We start from the raw sequence: 17196 nt of genomic DNA on the forward strand, positions 1-17196 counted from the left end.
CGGAACGCATGAGAGACCAAGAAAGGAAACAGACATGCGCAGCATCCTTACCGCCGCCGTCGCCGCCGCCCTCATGGCCGGAGCCGCGCAGGCCGAGGTGCACGAGGTCAAGATGCTCAACCGGGGCGAGGCGGGCATGATGGTGTTCGAGCCCGCCTATGTCGCGGCGCAGCCGGGCGACGAGATCGTCTTCCTGCCCACCGACAAGGGGCACAACGCCGAAAGCATCGACGGCATGCTTCCCGAGGGCGTGGAGCCGTTCAAGAGCAAGCTCGGCGACGAGTTCCGCCTGACCGTGAACGAGGAAGGCGTCTATGGCGTCAAGTGCACCCCGCATTACGCGATGGGGATGGTCGCGCTGATCGATGTGGGCGAGGCCGCGAACGTCGAGGTGGCCAAGGCGGTCGACCACCGCGGTAAGGCCGGCAAGATCTTCGACGGGCTGTTCGAGCAGGCCGCTCAGTAAGATCGTCGGACATCGCGGAGTGGGCGGCGTCCGGTAAGCCGGGAGCCGCCCGACCAGTTTCTGAAGGCCGCTCGCGACGAGCTACTGCGACCTCGGCAAAGCGAATTGTCGCTGCCGCAGAGGGCGCGCAACCTTCGCAGGCGCTCGTTTATCTCCCGACGCGCTGAAGGAAGCGTTGCAGTCGCTCGTCCTTGGGCGCTCCGAAGATCTGCTCCGGCTCGCCGGCTTCCACGATCCGCCCGCCGTGCATGAACACCATGCGGTCTGCGATCTCGCGGGCAAACTGCATCTCGTGCGTGACGATCAGCATCGTCTGCCGCTTCCGGGCAACGCGCCGCATCAGGTCGAGCACCTCGCCCACCCATTCGGGATCGAGCGCCGAGGTCGGCTCGTCGAACAGCATCACGTCGGCGCCGATGGCCATGGCCCGCCCGATACCCACACGCTGCTGTTGCCCGCCCGACAGCGCCGCCGGATAGCTGTCGCCCTTGTCCGAAAGCCCGGTCTCTCGCAGGATCTCGCGGGCGCGCTCGGCCGCCTCGGCTTTGGGGCGCTTCTGGACGGTGACGAGCGCCTCCATGATGTTCTCTTGCGCAGTTCGGTTGGCAAACAGCGCGTAGTTCTGGAACACGAACGCGGTCCGGCGGCGGAGCGCGAGGATGTCGGCCTTCGACGCCCGAGCCGCATCGACGCTCAGGTCGCCGATGGTAATCGTTCCCTCGTCCGGCCGGTCGAGGAAGTTGAGGCAGCGCAGGAGCGTCGACTTGCCCGTGCCCGAGGGGCCGATCACCACGACCCTTTCGCCCTCGGCGATGTCGAGGTCGATGTCATCCAGCACCGTCGTGCCGCCGAAGCGCTTGGTCAGGCCCTTGATCGAGATCATCGTGCGAACGCCCTGTTCAGGCGGCTTTCCAGCCGCTTCTGTCCCTGGCTCAGCGTCTCGACCAGAAGCCAGTAGATCAGGGCTACGACGAGGAACGCCTCGAAGTAGAGGAAGCTGCCCGCCGCCTCTTTCTGCGCGGCGCCCATCATCTCCGTCACGCCGAGGGTGAAGGCCAGCGACGTGCCCTTGATCATGTCGATGAAGTAGTTGACCAGCGTCGGCGCGGCGATCCGGGCGGCCTGTGGCAGGACGATGCGGCGCATCATCTGGCCCTGCGTCATTCCGATGGATTGCGCCGCCTCCCACTGGCTGCGGTCGACGCCGGCGATGGCGGCGCGGATGCTCTCGGCCATATAGGCCGAGAAGTGCAGGGTCAGGCCCATGATCGCCGCTGTCACCCCGTTGATGTTGGTCAGGAACGACAGCACTTGCGGCAGCCCGTAGTAGAACAGGAACAGTTGCACCAGAAGCGGGGTGCCACGGAAGAAGCTGATGAACAGCACCACGAACCAGTCGAGCACCGGCACGCGGATCACCCGCTCGACTGCGAGAAGCGAAGCGAGGACGAGCGCGAACGCCATCCCCGCCACCGCCATGAACAGCGTCAGGGGCACGTAGCCCAGGATGACGGGCACGAGACCCAGCATGTAGTCCAGATCGAGCGCCCGCATCGGTCAGATCACTCTGCCGCGGCAGAGGTGATGTCGTTGTCGAACCACTTCTGCGAGATTTCGGTCAGGGTGCCATTCTCTTCCAGTGTATCCAGCGCCGCGTCGACCCGGTCGCGCAGGGCGCGGCCTTCCTCGGTGTCGCGGAAGGGATAGGCGTTGCGGATCTCGGAGAACGGCTGGCCTGCGAGTTCCAGCGGCAGCGGACTTTCCTGGATCACCTGGGCCGACGACACGCGGTCCATCACGAACGCGTCCACGCGGCCGAGCGCGGTGTCCTGCTCGATGTTGGACTCGTAGGTGCGGATGTCGATCTCGTCCGCGTAGGGCAGGTCGCGCAGAAGTTGCTCGAAGTTCGAGCCGAGGTTCACCGCAACCGTCTTGCCGCGCAGGTCCTCCACGCCCTCGATCTGGTCGTTGCCTTCCTTGGTCACCACCTGCGCACCGTCAATGACATAGGGATCGGTGAAGGCGAACTTCGCCTCGCGCTCGGGCGTGATGGTGATCTGGTTGGCGATCGTGTCGATCCGTTCGGACTCGAGGGCGCCGACGAGGCCCGAGAACGACATCGTCTCGTACTCGATGTTCAGCCCGGCTTCTTCGCCGATGGCGTTCATCAGGTCGACCTCGAAGCCCTGAAGCTCGTCCTGCTGCACGAAGGTGAACGGGAAATAGCCGCCGGACATTCCGACGCGCAGGGTCTCCGCCTCCTGTCCGAAGGCGGCGCCGGTTAGGCCGGCGCTCAGCGCGGCGGCAGCTGCGAAAGTCTTCAGCATCGTACAACTCCTTTTCAGGTCCGGCGACATACCTGTCGATTTCCAGCGCCGGCTTCAACGCGGCGCGAGAAGATAAGGCAGCGTATCCCGCCCTGCCGCCTTGCACGGACGCCGCCTTCCTTTCCGCCACGCCCGAGGTGGACGATTGTTCCCGGTGAATGTCCGGGCGCAGGACGTGGAGACGGGCTTAAGCGGCGGCCGCGACTTTGCCGCGGAAGTCTTCACTCCCTTGCAGCAGTCGGTAGATGATCGCGTCGAGCGCCCAGTGACGCTCGCGCACGTCATAGGGGACGGCGCGGCTGCCGGCATGCGCGAACGTCCCCAGACGCTGATGCACGATCTTGGCAAGCTTCGGGTATCCGAGCCCCTCGGAGACCGCCGACAGCGTGAGGAAGACGGCGAGCTCCTCGGCGAGGTCCACATGATCTCTTCCGTGATCCTGCATCCAGCGGTAGAGGTCGGGGTGGATGTTCAGCATGACGCCGCAGAAGCCGCGCTGGCCGGACTTCATAAGCGGCCAAGATATGGCGGAGTTGGCGTTGCTGATCTCAAGCGGCGTACCCTCCGCCAGCTTCGCCCGCCGCTTCACCGTCTCGACGTCGCAAGACACGTCCTTGAGCAGGGTAAAGCGCCCGCTTTCGGCGCAGTACGAGAATACCTCGTCCGTCAGCAGTCGGCGGTAGGGGGCGGGACATTCGTACAGACCCAGCGGCATGTCGTGGGGCAGGGCGGCCAGCAGGGCGTCGAGGTGCGAACGCAAGGCGTCGCTTCCGGCGTCGGGCGCGGCGAGGCGGTTGGTCACCAGAACCACGCCGTCCACTCCGGTGTCGGCGACGGCCAGCAGTTCCTCCTTCTGTGCATCGAAACTGTCGGAGATGTGGCCGGAGGCGACGACCGGAACGCGCCCCGCGACCTTCTCGGCCGTGAAGCGTGCGAGGGCCACGCGCTCTTCCAGCGATAGGTACTGCATCTCGGAGGATTGGCAGACGGCGAAGAGTGCCTCGGACCCGTTGGCGATGTACCACTCGATCAGCGCTTCGTAGCCCGCCCAGTCAATGCGGTCTTCGGGGGTGAAGGGCGTGATCATCACGGGGATGATGCCGTTGATGGAGGACGACATGGCAGGCTCCTGCGGTTGGGGGCGGCGCGGGATCAGGCTTCGTATCCGAACACGCGCGGCAGCCAGAGGGTGATGCCCGGGAAAAGGACCAGGACGAGAAGCGCGAGGATAAGCACGCCGAGGAATGCCCAGACCTCGCGGATGATCTCGACCAGCGGGATGCGCGTCACCGCGTTGATCACGAAAAGCAGAACGCCATAGGGCGGCGTGATCAGGCCGATCATGCAGTTGACCACCGCGACGACACCAAAATGCACCAGGTCGATGCCTAACTCGCGGCACGTGGGCAGGAAGAGCGGGATGATCACCAGGATGATCGTCGAGGCGTCGAGCACGCAGCCCAACAGCAGGATCAGCACGTTGACGCCCAGCAGGAAGACCAGCGGCGGAACGTCGAGCCCGACGAGCGACTGCGCGACGAGGTCGGGGATGTTCTCGGATGCAACGATGTAGTTCAGGATCAGCGCGCCGCCAATGACCAGCCCCACGGCGGCGGACGAGCGCGCGCTTTCGACGAGGATGCCGTAGAAGTTGCGAAGCGACAGCGCACGATAGAACACGGCGGCCAGGATCAGTGCGTAGAAGGCGGCGACGGCGGCGGCCTCTGTCGGCGTGGTGACGCCGCCGTAAATGCCGTAAAGCAGGATCGCCGGCATCAGGAGCGCCGGGAAGGCGCGGAACGTCAGGCCGGGCAGTTCCTGCAACGGCACCGGCTCTTCCAGCGCGAATCCCCGGCGGGCCGAGATCCAGTAGTTCATCGCCATCAGCACGGCGCCCATGAAGAGGCCGGGCAGGATGCCCCCGAGGAAAAGGTACCCGATGGAGGTATTCGAGACGAGCGCGTAAAGCACCATCGGGATCGATGGCGGGATAATCGGGCCGATGGTGGCCGACGCCGCTGTGATCGCGGCGGCGTAGCCGCGGGTGTAGTGGCCCGACTTGGTCATCATGTCGATGATGATTTTCCCGATGCCCGCCGCGTCGGCGACCGCCGAGCCGGACATGCCCGAGAAGATGAGCGAGGCCACGACGTTGACGTGGCCCATCCCGCCTCGGAAGCGCCCGACCAGCGCTATGCAGAACCGCAGGAGCCGGTCGCTGATGGTGCCCGCGTTCATGATGTTCGCGGCCACGATGAAAAGCGGGACGGCCAGCAAGATGAAGCTCTGGTAAAGCCCGTCGAGCAGAACCTTCCCCGCGGTCCCGACGTTCTGGCCGCCGACGGCGAGGTACAGGAACGCCGACAGCAGGATCGCATAGGCGATCGGCAGCCCGATCGCGGCGAGGAGGAACAGCGAGGCGAGGCAGAGGGTGAATTCGAGTGTCATTCGGTGCGGCGCTACTCGTACGGCAGGTGGTGGCCGTCCGCGCCGTGGCGCATCGCCGTCCACGCGCGCCAAGCGTATCGCAGGGCGACGACGACGAGGAAGACGAAGTAGATCGAATAGATGTCGCGCACCCGCACCCAGTCACCCAGCAGCGCCGACAGCGTGGCCGGCCGTTTGAGCCGCAGGATGCTGAAGGTGTCCCAGGTCGGCGCCACGGACCACAGCAGGCCGCCGCACAGCAGCACTCCGCCGATCACCGCGAACCACTTGCGCAGGCGCGGACTAACCGATGTGTAGACGATGTCGAAGGTCACGTGATCACGCTCGCGCACGACGAAGGCGTTGCCGAAGAAGATGATCCAGACCCAGAGCACGAGGCAGAACTCGAGCGTCCAGCCGAAGCCGCTGGGATCGAGCAGCGGCACCGCCTCGGCCAGCCAGTCGAGCCGCGCCGTGTAGCGGACGACGATCTGGAGGATGAACGTGGCGAACATGGCGGCCATCATCATGGCCGCCACGCCCTCGGCTCCGCGTCTGAGCCATTTCACGATCGGTGTCATCAAGACCCCGTTCCGAGCGTCGCGCGATCAGTTGCCGAGCGCGTTGATCTGTTCGAGCACGCCCTCGGGCCAGGCCTCCGCGAACTCGCTGTCCAGGTACATCTCCTGCACGTGGCTGCGGAACGCGTCGAGGTCGGGCTCGTAGATCGCCAGCCCCTGCTCTTCGAGGAAGCTGCGAAGCTCCTCCTCCTTCGCAAGCTGCGCCTGGCGGCCCGAGTCGGCGGCGGCGACGGCGGCCTCCTGCACGGTCTGTTGCTGCTCGGGCGTGAGGCCGTCGAAGACCTCTTTCGACATGGCGATGAAGTTCCAGTCCACCAGGTGCGAAGTCAGCGCGATCTGGTTCGTCACCTCGTAGAACTTCGCGTCCACCACCGTCGGCAGCGGGTTGTCCTGTCCGTCCACTGCGCCGGTGTGGAGCGCGGTGTAGACCTCCGTGAAGGCCATGGGCGTGGGGTTCGCGCCGAGCGCACGGCCAAGGAACTGCCAGGCGTCGGTGCCGGGCATCCGCAGGTTGATGCCGCTCAGATCTTCGGGCGTCTGCACATCGACCTCGTCGCGCGTCTGGCGCAGGTTCACGTGGCGCCGGCCAAGGTACATGGGCGCGAGCAGCTTGACGCCCAGCTCGTCCTCAACCTCCTGCTTGAAGGGATCCATCAGCGGGTCGTTGAACACCGCGACCTGGTGGTCGGCGTCCTGAAGGACGTAACCGGCGGCGAAGATTGACCAGTCGGGGAAGAAGGTCGCGAGTTCCTGCGCCGAGGTGATCGACATTTCGAGGTCGCCGGTCGCGATGGATTCCAGTTCGCTGCCCTGCGCGATGAGCGAGGCATTGTAGTGCGGTTCGTAGTCGGCGAAATCGGCTACAGCGGGCGCGAAGACCTCCTCAAGCGCGATGGAGCGCTGGTCGGTGTCGGATGCCGGCGTCGACAGGCGCAGCGTCACCTTGTCCTGGGCGAGCGCCGGCATCGCGGCGAGCATGGTGGCGAAGCCGGCGGCGCCGAGCAGCGCCGTGCGGCGGGTAAAGGTCGTCTTCATCTTGTCCTCCCTTTTGCGTCGTCTTCGCATGTCGTGGTGCGTCACCGAGGGTCCGGACCCGATCTGTTGCACGACGAGACCGCTGCAGCATGACTGTGATTCCGGCGTTCGTCGTGGTACGCCCACTGACACGCGGCTAACATGTCAGTGGATGGTTAGGCAAAGGAAAAGAGGAAAATCATGCGGATGCGCGCGCCCAACTCGGACGAGACGGAGCATGCGACGCATTCCGCGTCGCTCCGGCAGACGGCGTATGAGAGCATCGTGGACCTTCTGAACAGCGGCGCGCTGCAGCCCGGGCAGATCATCTCTCAGCGCGACTTGGTCGCCCGCACCGGCGCGACGCTCGGTTCGATCCGCGAGGCGATCCCGCGATTGGAAGGCGAAGGGCTACTTCAAACTCTGCCGAAGCGCGGGCTCAAGGTGCCCAGCCTCGACGTGGCCTTCGTCCGGGACGCGTACCAGATGCGGCGCATGATCGAGCTTGCTGCCATCCCCGACGTCATCCACCGGCTGCCCGCGACGACGATCGACGGGTGGATCGCGTGGCATGAAGATGCCGCGCGCCGCGTGGAGGCACGGCAGGACCTGGTCCGAGAAATCCAGGCGCACGACTGGGACATGCACGAGGTGCTCGTGGCCGCAATGCGCAACGACCTCGTCGCGCGGGTCTATCGCGTGACGGCGATCAAGATCCGCATGGCGGTCCAGAACCGGTTGAGGGTCACGCCCGACAATGCGCGCCGCGTGCTGGCCGAGCATCTGGCCATCTTGTACCCGCTGAGGACCCGCAACCGCGCGGCCGCCGAGCGTGCGCTCGGCCGGCACCTCGACGTGAGCCTTCGCCTGGCGCTCGGCGAGCGGTCGGAGGCGGGCGGGTTGAGCTAGTCCGAACGACCGGTCTGCCTGCGGCAACGAGATCGGAGAGCTTTGCCGGTCGTTGCACCGGAACCCTGCGCCGGTCTCGGCTCACGCGCAGCCGCGTTCTCGAACCGTGGCTCGGTTCAAAGAAAGGAAAGGGGCCGCGAGGCCCCTTTCGACGTTTTCGAACGCTGGCGAGTTTAACCGTAAACCAGCCGCGGTAGCCAGGTGATGACATGCGGGAACAGCATGCAGGTGACCAGCCCGACGATCTGCAGGAACAGGAAGGGCAGGGCCGCCTTGAAGATGTCGGTCATCGGGATCTCGGGCGGGGCCACGCCGCGCAGGTAGAACAGCGCGTAGCCGAAGGGCGGCGACAGGAAGCTCATCTGCATGTTCACCAGGTAGAGAACACCGAACCACAGCACCAGGTCGTCGGGGCTGTCGAGCCCGAACGACGCCGCGCCGAGCGCCTTGATGATCGGCACGAAGATCGGGACGCACAGAAGCAGGATGCCTACCCAGTCCAGGAACATACCCAGCGCCACCAGCAGGATCTGCATGATGATCAGGATGCCCCACGGGCCCAGGCCGGTCGCCGCCAGGGCCTCCTGCACGAACTGCTGGCCGCCTTCGAGCACGTAAAGCCCGACGAAGATCGTCGCGCCGAACATGATCCAGATGACCATCGCGCTGGCCTTCAGCGTCGTGATGCAGGCCTCGCGGATCGTCGCCCAGTCGAGCTTGCGATGGATGGCGGCCACGATGAAGGCGCCGAAGGTGCCGATGCCCGCGGCCTCGACCGGCGTGGCCACGCCCGAGAAGATGACGCCCAGCACGATCACGATCAGTGCAATAGGCGCGGCCATATTGCCCAGCAGGCGGATCTTCTCGCCGGTCGAGACCCGCTCCGCCGGCGGGATCGGGGGCCCGAGCTGCGGATTGATGTAGCTGCGAATGACGACGTAGGCGATGTAGAAGCCCGACAGCATCAGGCCCGGTATGACTGCGCCGATAAACAGCTCGCCCACCGACTGCTCGGCCACGACGGCGTAGATGATGGCCAGGATCGACGGCGGGATCAGAATGCCCAGCGTGCCGCCGGCCATGATCGAACCCATGGCGATCTTGGGGTCGTACTTCCGTTCGAGCATCGCGGGCAGGGCGATGATGCCCATGGTCACCACTGCCGCGCCGATGACGCCCACCATCGCGGCCAGGACGGTCGACGCGATGATGGTGGCGGCCGCCAAGCCGCCCTTCACGCCGCCCAGCACCTTGTAGATGACGTCGAACATGTCGTTGATGATGCCCGCCCTTTCGAGCATCGCGGCCATGAAGATGAACAGCGGAATGGCCGACAACTGGTAATTCGTCATCAGCGGAAAGATCCGCGACGGCACGATGTTGAGCGCCCTCTCGTCGCCCAGGATGAACAGGAACACGCACGCCAGGCCGCCGGTGACGAAGGCCAGCGGCAGGCCCGCCATCAGGAGCGCGAGAAGGCTCCCGAACATGATGAGTGTCAGCCACTCGATCCCGATTTCGAGACCCATACTCTTATTCTCCCCTCGCGATGGCGCGGATGTCCTTGCCCACTTTCGAGATGCCCTGAAGCACCAGGAGCAGGCCGCCGATCACCATCACCCATTTCATCGGCCAGAGCGGTACCTCCCACTCGTTGAAGCTGATCTCGCCCCACCGAATGTTGGGATCCGTCCACTGGTCGAGATTCCAGTCGGCCATCATCTGACCCAGGCTGATCTCGCCCCGCGCCCAGTCCGAGACGAGCGCATTGCCCGACGGCACGGCGATGGCGTCCATGGCGAAGATCCAGCTCGTCACCAGCAGCGTGCCGGCGAAGATGAAGAAGAAGATCGAGGTCAGCAGATCGACCCAAGCCTTGTTCTTGCGGCGCATGGGCGCATAGAAGATGTCGACCCGCACGTGGCTTTCGGTCAGCATCGCGTACGCGCCGGCGATCAGGTACTGCATGCCGAACATCAGGTACATCGCCTCGTGCGCCCAGTTGGTCGGGCTGTTGAAGACGTACCGCGCGATGACCTCGTAGTAGTAGACGAAGACGGCGATGACGGCCCAGTAGCTGACGAACTCGCCGCAGAAGAGCGACAGCCGGTCGATCCAGTTCTCGGCAAGATCGCGGTCGTCCTTCACGTCCTCGCCCGGTGCCGCGGAGCTCAGGTTGTGATCCGGCTCGGGCTCATGCTCGAGGTGTCGGTTCGCGCGGCGGACGAGCCCGGGCAGAAGCACGGCGTCGACCGCCAGCAGCGCCAGGATCAGGTATAGCGCCCAGAGCCCGAGGTTCGACCAGAAGTCGCGGGTCTCGCGCGCTTCGACGAGCGGTTGCTCGATTTGTCCAAGAACCTCCTCGGCCTCGGCGATGCGCTGCTCGGCGCGCTCGACGGTCTGCTCGGCCCGCTGCACGCGCCGTTCGGCCGCGCGTTGGGTGAAAGAGCCCTCTTCGGCGGCCTCGAATTCCTCCCGTAGGCCGGGCAGGGCGGCTTCCGCCTCTTCAAGCCGTGGCCGCTCGCTTTCAAGCGTGCGTTCGGCGATCCGCGACTGGTTCTGCACGTCCGACAGGACCGAACGCGCTTCTTGCTGCTGGCCGTTGGCGTAAAGCACGACAAGGAACACTGGTATGAAAACGAAGCCCCACAGGCTTTTCAGATAGAACCTGTGCAGGCCGATGATCCCGCCGGTGACGAGGATCATGTAGCCGAGGGCCGTGGAGTATCGGCGGGGGCCGTCTTGCGGCCGGCGGGCCAGCGCCATGGCGATCAGGGGAAAGGCGATGAGCCCCACCCAGTACAGCCAATGGGGCAGCGTGAAGCTGAGACCAGGCATGGATGCCTCTTGTTATGGATATTGCGCCCGGGAAAAGGCCACCCGGTGATGCCGGGTGGCCTTGGATGAGGGTCGGAACGGGATCAGAGATCCAGTTCCAGTCCTTCGGTCAGAAGCGGATCGACGTAGCCAAGCGACCCCGACTGCATGTAGTCGAGCTGGATCTGGAATATGCGCGCCGCGTTCGGATCGCGGTTGGCGTACTGGAACCAGATCGGCACGGCCACTTCGGTCATCAGTTCGACGTCGTCCTGGCTCAGGCGCGTGACCTGCGTCCCGTCGGCCTCGAACTTGTCCCAGGCCTCCTGGTCGGCCTTCTGGATCGCTGCGTGGTGCATGTCGGAGTAGACGTGCGTCTCCATCTCGACGAACTGCTTCATCTGGGGCGACAGCGCGTCCCACGCATCCTGGCGCACGGTCAGGTCCATCAGGTCGACCGGCTGGTACAGCGACATGAAGCCCGGAGGGCCCATCACGATGTAGTCGGTCACCTGGCTGAAGCCGAGCGCGTAGTTCACCGCCGGACCAACGTAGTCGGCCACGTCGATGGTGCCCTTCTCGAGCGCCGGGAAAATCTCGGAACCCGGAAGAACCGTCGTCTCGGCCCCGATTTCAGAGAAGACGTCGGCGACCATGCCGCCCGGAAGGCGCATCTTGCGGCCGCGGAAGTCGTCGATCGACCGGATCGGCACCTTTGAGTGGATGATGTTCGGGCCGTGGTGGATCGGGCCGACGAAGTGCATCCCCTGCGCCGCGTACAGTTCACGCGCGATGTCGATGCCGCCCAGGCCGTAGTAGAACACGTCCCACTCGTGCGGGTTGCGCAGGCCCAGCGGGTACGACGTCAGGAACGTGGCGGCGGGAATGATGCCCTGCGCATAGATGGTGAAGGGGTTCACCGCGTCGAGCACGCCGTTCTTCACCGCGTCGTAAAGCTGGAAGTCGCCAACGACGTCGTTCGCGCCGAAGGGCTGGAACGCCAGCTCGCCGCCCGTCTTCTCGACGATGCTGTTGGCCCAGTCCTTGAAAATCTGCAGCCCTGCGCCACCGGGCCACGAGGTCTGGATTTTCCATGTCGTCCCGTTGGCCTGCGCGCCCGCGATATGCGGAGCGGCGAGCGTCGCTGCACCGGCCCCTGCCAGTGTCCGCAACGCAGAGCGGCGGGTGGTTTTGTGGTTCATTGCATAATCCTCCCTTACCGAGAGGGATTGCAGCGCATCTTTGTTGCGCCTTCCCTCCCCATACAAGTCGTAAGATGATTCAGGCGAACCGGTAAAGTCTTCTTGCCAGTTTGCCATCACGTTCTCCTCGAAGGCGGTCACCGGACGGCAGCGACTTCGGTTCATCGCGTGGTCATCGCCCACTGCTGCGGCGGCCCATACTGTGACCGCCACAACCCGGTGGCCGGAGCCGAAAAGTTCTGTGAAGATCGGCAATCACCCAAACCTCCGACAGGAGCTCCGCCCATGCAGCGCACCTTCGTAATCCTCCTCGCGATCTGCCTGGCCGCGCCCGTGACCGCCCAGGATCGGGGGGCCGTCGAGCGGCAATTCCGGGATTGGCTTGAACGAAGGGTCTGGTCGGAGGCGCGGCGAGAGGGGGTCTCGCGTCAGACCTTCGAGAAGGCGTTCGCGGGCGTGGCGCTGAACTGGGACCTGCCCGGCCTCGTCCCGCCGGGAGCACCGACGGACGTGCCGCGCCTCCAGCGGCAGGCTGAGTTCGGCTCGCCTGGGAAGTACTTCAACCGCGGCTCCATCGACGGGGCGACGCGCGTGGGCCGGCAGATGGCGAAGCGCCACGCCGCGACGCTGGAGGCGGTAGAGAGGGCGACAGGCGTTCCGGGGCACATCGTGCTGGGGATCTGGGGCCGTGAAAGCGGCTATGGTCGCGTCGACATCCCGCACGACGCGTTCGAGGTGCTGGGGACCAAGGGCTTCATGAGCGCGCGGCGGGACTACTTCACCGGTGAACTCGTCGCCGCGCTGCAGATCGCCGAGGCCGGACACGCCCCCAAGCGCGCGATGAAAAGCAGCTGGGCCGGCGCGCTCGGCCAGCCGCAGTTCATGCCGTCGAGCTTCCTAGCCTACGCCGCCGATGGCGACGGCGATGGCCGTGCGGACATCTGGAGGTCCGAAGCCGACACCATCGCCTCCATCGCGACCTACCTGGCCCGGCACGGCTGGGTCGCCGGGCGGGACTGGGGCTTCGAGGTGACAGTGCCGCCTTCGGTCTCGTGCACGCTGGAGGGGCCCGACCAGGGGCGGCCCATTGCGGACTGGGCCGCGATGGGAATCCGCCGTGTCTCGGGCCGTTCTTTTCCCGCGCACGAACTGGCGGGCGAGGGCTATCTGCTGATGCCGGCCGGCCGTCACGGACCGGCCTTCGTCGTCACACCGAATTTCTATGTCCTGAAGGACTACAACATGAGCGACCTCTATGCGCTGTTCGTCGGCCACGTCGGTGATCGCATCGCCTATGGCATGGACGACTTCGCCGGCGGCTGGGGCGCGGTCGGCGGGCTCTACCGGTCCGACGTGGCGGCGATGCAGCGCGGCCTTGAGGCGCGCGGCCACGACGTGGGCGGAGCCGACGGACTGGCGGGCTTCAAGACGCGCCGCTCGATCGGGCGCTGGCAGGAGGGCAACGGCCGCCCCGCGACGTGCTTCCCGGAGGCAGGGATGAAGGCGCGGCTGGCAGGCTGACCCGGCAGCGATGGTTTCGCTTTTCCTGATCAAGGAGCACAAGGCTACGCCGATGCCCGGCCCAAAGGGCGGCCTCGATAAAGGTACAGGAATCCGCAAGCGCGCCACGGGGGCACTGATGGCGGCGTAGCGGTGCAGGGGGCATCGGACGCTGCAGTTGGCGCGCACGAGGACCGATGACGTGGAGCGCGTTGCACTGATCGAGGATCGCAAGGCGCTGAGAGGCTTGGCCACCTTCGTCAGCCAAACCCGCTGGTTCAGCGCGTTCCGGCGAGCCCGTCTGAGCGCTAGAACGTCAGCCGTCCCTGCTCCACGGCGGCGTGCTCTTGTCCAGGAACGCGGCGACGCCATCCCGGGCCTCGTCGGTCTCCCAGGCGTCGGCGAGCGCCCGGATCGAGAGGTCGATGGTCTCCTCGTCGATCCGCGGCCCCAGTGCCCGCGCCAGCGCCTTGGCGCGACCGACGGCGCCGGGGGCGACGTCGAGGTAGGGGGCGACCTCTTTGGCCAGGGCGGCCTCTGCCTCCTCCGGCGGCACGCTGCGGGAGACGAGGCCGAGTTGCGCCGCCTCGTTGGCCCCGAAGACGCGGGAGGACATGAAAACGCGCCGCGCCGCGCCCTCGCCCATCCGCGCCAGCACGTAGGGGCTGATGGTCGCCGGGATCAGGCCCAGCCGGGTTTCGGTGAAGGCGAAGCGCGTGCCCTCGATCGCCACGACGCTGTCGCAGACCGCGGCCATGCCCACGCCGCCGCCCATCGCCACCCCGTGCACGAGTCCGATCAGCGGCGCACGCAGCGTGTTCAGCGCGTGCAGCATCATCGCGAGTTTCCGCGCCTCGGCCATGCGGGTGTCGCGGTCGGCTTCGATCTGCGCCATCATCCAGGACAGGTCGCCGCCGGCGCAGAAGACCTTGCCCGCCCCGCGCAGCACGACGGCACGAGTGTCGGGCCGGGCGTTCAGGGCGGCGGCAACGTCGGTGAGCTCCGCGATCATCCGGGCCGAAAGGGCGTTGCGCTTCTCGGGGCGGTTCAGCGTCACGGAGACCACGTCGCGGGCGTCGCGGGTTACCTCCAGCGTCTCGTGTCTCATGCGTCGCTCCTGAGCGTGCGGGCGAAGGCGGCGGCCTCGGAGAGGCGCGCTCGGTCGATGCCGGTGTCGTGGCCGAGTGTTTCCATCAGCTCGCAGACGGCCTCGGTCGCCACGTTGCCGCGCGCGCCGGGGGCGTAGGGACAGCCGCCAAGACCGGCAACGGAGGCGTCGAAAGTGCGCAGCCCGTGGTCGAGCCCTACGCGGATGTTGTCGAGCGCCCTGCCTTGGGTGTCATGGAAGTGGCCGGCAAGGCGTTCCGGGCCGATCCGGGCGCTGAGGTGGCCCAGCAGAGCGCCGGTGGTCTCGGGCGTGGCCGCGCCGATGGTGTCGCCGAGGCTCACTTCGTAGCAGCCCATCTCAAGGAGCGCCGCCGCCACGTCCAGCACGGCCGCCGGCGCGACGCGGCCGTCATAGGGGCAGTCGGTGACGCAGGAGACATAGCCGCGCACCGGCAGTCCGGCCTCGCGCGCGGCCGCCATCACCTCTTCGAACCGCGCGAGACTCTCGGCCACGGAACAGTTAATGTTTTTCCGACTGAAGCCCTCCGAGGCCGAGGCGAAGACGGCGACTTCGTCCGCACCGGCCTGCACCGCGGCGTTGAGCCCCCGCAGGTTCGGCGTCAGCGCGGCGTAGGTTACGCCGGCGCGGCGGTCGATGCCGGCCATGACTGCGGCGGCGTCGGCCATCTGCGGGACCCAGTTCGGGCTGACGAAGCTCGTCACCTCGATCTTGCGCAGCCCAGTCCGGCTTAACAGGTCCACCAGCCGGACCTTCCGGGCCGCCGGGATCAGGCGTTGCTCGTTTTGCAGACCGTCGCGGGGGCCGACCTCGAAGATAGTGACCGGATCACGCATCCCCCACCTCCTCGAGCGTGACGAGGATGTCGCCGTCGCCCACCTGCTGGCCCACCTGCACCGCAACCTCGGCGATCACGCCATCGCGGGGCGCGGTCAGCGTGTGTTCCATCTTCATCGCCTCCAGCACCACCAGCGCGTCGCCCGCAGTCACGGTCCGCCCCGGTTCGGCGGACAGGCGCGAGACGAAGCCCGGCATCGGCGCGACTACGACGCCGCCGCCAAACGCCGCCGCGTCCTGCTGGTCGAGCGGGTCGTGACGGCGGAAGGTGGCGCTGCGGGTGCCTTCGTGCACCGTCAGGTGATCGCCGGTGCGCAGGACGTCCAGGCGGCGGCTGTGCCCGCCGCTTTCGACGACGGCCGCGTCCCCCTCGGGCCGGATGGAAAGGGTGCGGCCGTCCGGGGTGCGCACGGTCGGGCCGTCGATCTCCAGGTCGAGGTCGATCAGGTCGTCCCCCGCGAACAGGCGGGCGTGGAAACGATGCGCCCCCCAAAGGCGGAAGCCCCGCAGCCGCGCCCACGGGTCGCTCGACGCCGGGGCCTCCAGCAGTCCCGCCAGCGCCAGTGCGGCGACGATCTCGGCATCCTCTGGCGGCTCGGGCGGCCGCGACAGCGGCTCCAGGTCGCGCCCGATCAGGCCGGTGTCGACATCGCCGCGCGCGAAACCGTCGTGCCGGGCCAGCCGGGCGAGGAAGGTGAGGTTGGTGGCGGTGCCCGACACCCGCGTGTTTTCCAGTGCGCGGGAGAGGCGCGAGAGCGCCGTGGGCCGGTCGGGACCGTGGACGACGATCTTGGCGATCATCGGGTCGTACCAAGGGCTGATCTCGTCCCCCGTCCGCACGCCGCTGTCGATGCGGACCGGGCCGGGGGCGAAGGACGCGCCCGCCGGGAACGACAGGTGGTCGAGGCAGCCGGTGGCGGGCAGGAATCCCTTGGGTACATCCTCGGCATAGAGCCGGGCCTCGAAGGCGTGGCCGTCGACGTGCAGCTCCTCCTGCGTGACCGGCAGCGGCTCGCCGGCGGCGATGCGCAGTTGCAGTTCCACGAAGTCGAGGCCGGTGATCGCCTCCGACACCGGGTGTTCGACCTGCAGGCGGGTGTTCATCTCCATGAACCAGAACCCGTCGGGGCGCAGGCCGCGGCTGCCGTCGGCGATGAACTCCACCGTGCCCGCCCCACAATAGCCGATGGCGCGGGCGGCCTCGACGGCGGCGCGGCCCATTGCCTCGCGCACCTCGTCGGTCATGCCGGGGGCCGGGGCCTCCTCGATCACCTTCTGGTGGCGGCGCTGGAGCGAGCAGTCGCGCTCGAACATGTGCACGACATTGCCGTGGCCGTCGGCGAAGACCTGCATCTCGACGTGGCGGGGGGCGGTCACGTACTTCTCGATCAGCACCGCCGGATCGCCGAAGCTCGCCTGCCCCTCTCGCTGCGCGCCCTCGAGCGCCTGCGCGAAATCCTCGGGACGCTCCACCAACCGCATGCCCTTGCCGCCGCCGCCGGCGCGCGCCTTGATCAGCACCGGGTAACCGATGCGCGCGGCCTCGTCCGCGAGCGTGGTGAGATCCTGCGCCCGTCCGTGGTAGCCGGGCACCACCGGCACGCCCGCCTCTACCATCGCGACCTTGGCCGCGTCCTTCAGGCCCATGGCGCGGATGGCCGACGCCGGGGGGCCGACGAAGACCAAGCCCGCGCCCTGGACCGCCTCCACGAAATCCGGGTTCTCGGACAGGAAGCCGTAGCCCGGGTGGATGGCCCCGGCCCCGGTGCGGCGGGCGGCGTCGAGGATCGCCTCGGCCCGCAAGTAGCTTTCCGAGGCGGCGGCGGGGCCGATCAGAACGGCCTCGTCCGCCATCGCGACATGCAGCGCGTCGCGGTCGGCTTCGGAATAGACGGCGACGGTGCGCAGACCCATGCGGCGGGCGGTGGCGATGACGCGGGCGGCGATCTCGCCCCGGTTGGCGATCAGGAGTTTGTCGAACATCGCCGGC

At 66.9% G+C, this 17196-nt stretch carries 16 protein-coding genes; 3 read left to right on the plus strand and 13 right to left on the minus strand.

The window, feature by feature from the left end; genetic code table 11:
* Positions 1-34 precede the first annotated feature (34 nt).
* Positions 35-466 carry a pseudoazurin gene (locus BM162_RS19150; protein WP_093425174.1) on the plus strand — a complete coding sequence of 144 codons (432 nt, stop codon included), beginning with the start codon at positions 35-37 and terminating at the stop codon, positions 464-466.
* Between the two features lie 148 nt (positions 467-614).
* Here the strand turns inward: BM162_RS19150 and BM162_RS19155 are convergent, their stop codons facing one another.
* From BM162_RS19155 to dctP (BM162_RS19185), 7 genes are all read right to left on the minus strand, one after another.
* Complete coding sequence (locus tag BM162_RS19155; protein WP_093425176.1) at positions 615-1349, minus strand: amino acid ABC transporter ATP-binding protein; 735 nt, start codon at positions 1347-1349, stop codon at positions 615-617.
* Complete coding sequence (locus tag BM162_RS19160) at positions 1346-2020, minus strand: amino acid ABC transporter permease (RefSeq protein WP_093425177.1); 675 nt, start codon at positions 2018-2020, stop codon at positions 1346-1348. Before BM162_RS19160 ends, BM162_RS19155 begins: the two co-directional genes overlap by 4 nt.
* A gap of 8 nt (positions 2021-2028) precedes the next feature.
* The gene (locus BM162_RS19165; RefSeq protein ID WP_093425179.1) at positions 2029-2793 is read right to left on the minus strand and encodes an amino acid ABC transporter substrate-binding protein; all 765 of its coding nucleotides are present in this window, start codon (positions 2791-2793) and stop codon (positions 2029-2031) included.
* Between the two features lie 187 nt (positions 2794-2980).
* A complete protein-coding gene (locus tag BM162_RS19170) occupies positions 2981-3913 on the minus strand; it encodes a dihydrodipicolinate synthase family protein (RefSeq protein WP_093425181.1) in 933 nt (310 codons plus the stop codon).
* A 32-nt stretch (positions 3914-3945) separates the two neighbouring features.
* Positions 3946-5241: a TRAP transporter large permease gene (locus tag BM162_RS19175; protein WP_093425182.1), complete on the minus strand. Its 1296-nt coding sequence runs from the start codon at positions 5239-5241 to the stop codon at positions 3946-3948.
* A gap of 11 nt (positions 5242-5252) precedes the next feature.
* Positions 5253-5801: a TRAP transporter small permease gene (locus BM162_RS19180; protein WP_093425184.1), complete on the minus strand. Its 549-nt coding sequence runs from the start codon at positions 5799-5801 to the stop codon at positions 5253-5255.
* A gap of 27 nt (positions 5802-5828) precedes the next feature.
* Positions 5829-6836 carry a TRAP transporter substrate-binding protein DctP gene (gene dctP / locus BM162_RS19185; protein WP_093425185.1) on the minus strand — a complete coding sequence of 336 codons (1008 nt, stop codon included), beginning with the start codon at positions 6834-6836 and terminating at the stop codon, positions 5829-5831.
* A gap of 180 nt (positions 6837-7016) precedes the next feature.
* Between dctP (BM162_RS19185) and BM162_RS19190 the strand changes: the two genes are divergently transcribed.
* Positions 7017-7724, plus strand: coding sequence for a GntR family transcriptional regulator (locus BM162_RS19190; protein ID WP_245759342.1), 708 nt, complete (start codon positions 7017-7019; stop codon positions 7722-7724).
* A 173-nt stretch (positions 7725-7897) separates the two neighbouring features.
* Here BM162_RS19190 and BM162_RS19195 read toward each other — a convergent pair whose 3' ends face one another.
* The 3 genes from BM162_RS19195 to dctP (BM162_RS19205) form a co-directional block, all read right to left on the minus strand.
* Complete coding sequence (locus BM162_RS19195) at positions 7898-9253, minus strand: TRAP transporter large permease (RefSeq protein ID WP_093425187.1); 1356 nt, start codon at positions 9251-9253, stop codon at positions 7898-7900.
* 4 nt (positions 9254-9257) lie between these two features.
* Complete coding sequence (locus BM162_RS19200; RefSeq protein WP_093425188.1) at positions 9258-10562, minus strand: TRAP transporter small permease subunit; 1305 nt, start codon at positions 10560-10562, stop codon at positions 9258-9260.
* Positions 10563-10645: 83 nt separating this feature from the next.
* Entirely contained in the window at positions 10646-11743 is a 1098-nt protein-coding gene (gene dctP, locus BM162_RS19205) for a TRAP transporter substrate-binding protein DctP (protein WP_093425190.1), read from the minus strand.
* A 285-nt stretch (positions 11744-12028) separates the two neighbouring features.
* Here dctP (BM162_RS19205) and BM162_RS19210 point away from each other — a divergent pair, with 285 nt between their 5' ends.
* Positions 12029-13264 carry a lytic murein transglycosylase gene (locus BM162_RS19210; protein WP_093425191.1) on the plus strand — a complete coding sequence of 412 codons (1236 nt, stop codon included), beginning with the start codon at positions 12029-12031 and terminating at the stop codon, positions 13262-13264.
* Between the two features lie 295 nt (positions 13265-13559).
* Here BM162_RS19210 and BM162_RS19215 read toward each other — a convergent pair whose 3' ends face one another.
* The 3 genes from BM162_RS19215 to BM162_RS19225 are packed head-to-tail and all read right to left on the minus strand — an operon-like array spanning position 13560 to position 17189.
* Positions 13560-14351 (minus strand): crotonase/enoyl-CoA hydratase family protein, encoded by a 792-nt coding sequence (locus BM162_RS19215; RefSeq protein WP_093425193.1) that lies wholly within the window; start codon positions 14349-14351, stop codon positions 13560-13562.
* Complete coding sequence (locus BM162_RS19220; RefSeq protein ID WP_093425194.1) at positions 14348-15205, minus strand: hydroxymethylglutaryl-CoA lyase; 858 nt, start codon at positions 15203-15205, stop codon at positions 14348-14350. Before BM162_RS19220 ends, BM162_RS19215 begins: the two co-directional genes overlap by 4 nt.
* Positions 15198-17189, minus strand: a complete 1992-nt coding sequence (locus BM162_RS19225) for an acetyl/propionyl/methylcrotonyl-CoA carboxylase subunit alpha (protein WP_093425196.1) — start codon at positions 17187-17189, stop codon at positions 15198-15200. Before BM162_RS19225 ends, BM162_RS19220 begins: the two co-directional genes overlap by 8 nt.
* Positions 17190-17196 lie beyond the last annotated feature (7 nt).

Source organism: Tranquillimonas alkanivorans (genome assembly GCF_900115595.1).
In the GTDB taxonomy this organism is placed as follows: Bacteria; Pseudomonadota; Alphaproteobacteria; order Rhodobacterales; family Rhodobacteraceae; genus Tranquillimonas; species Tranquillimonas alkanivorans.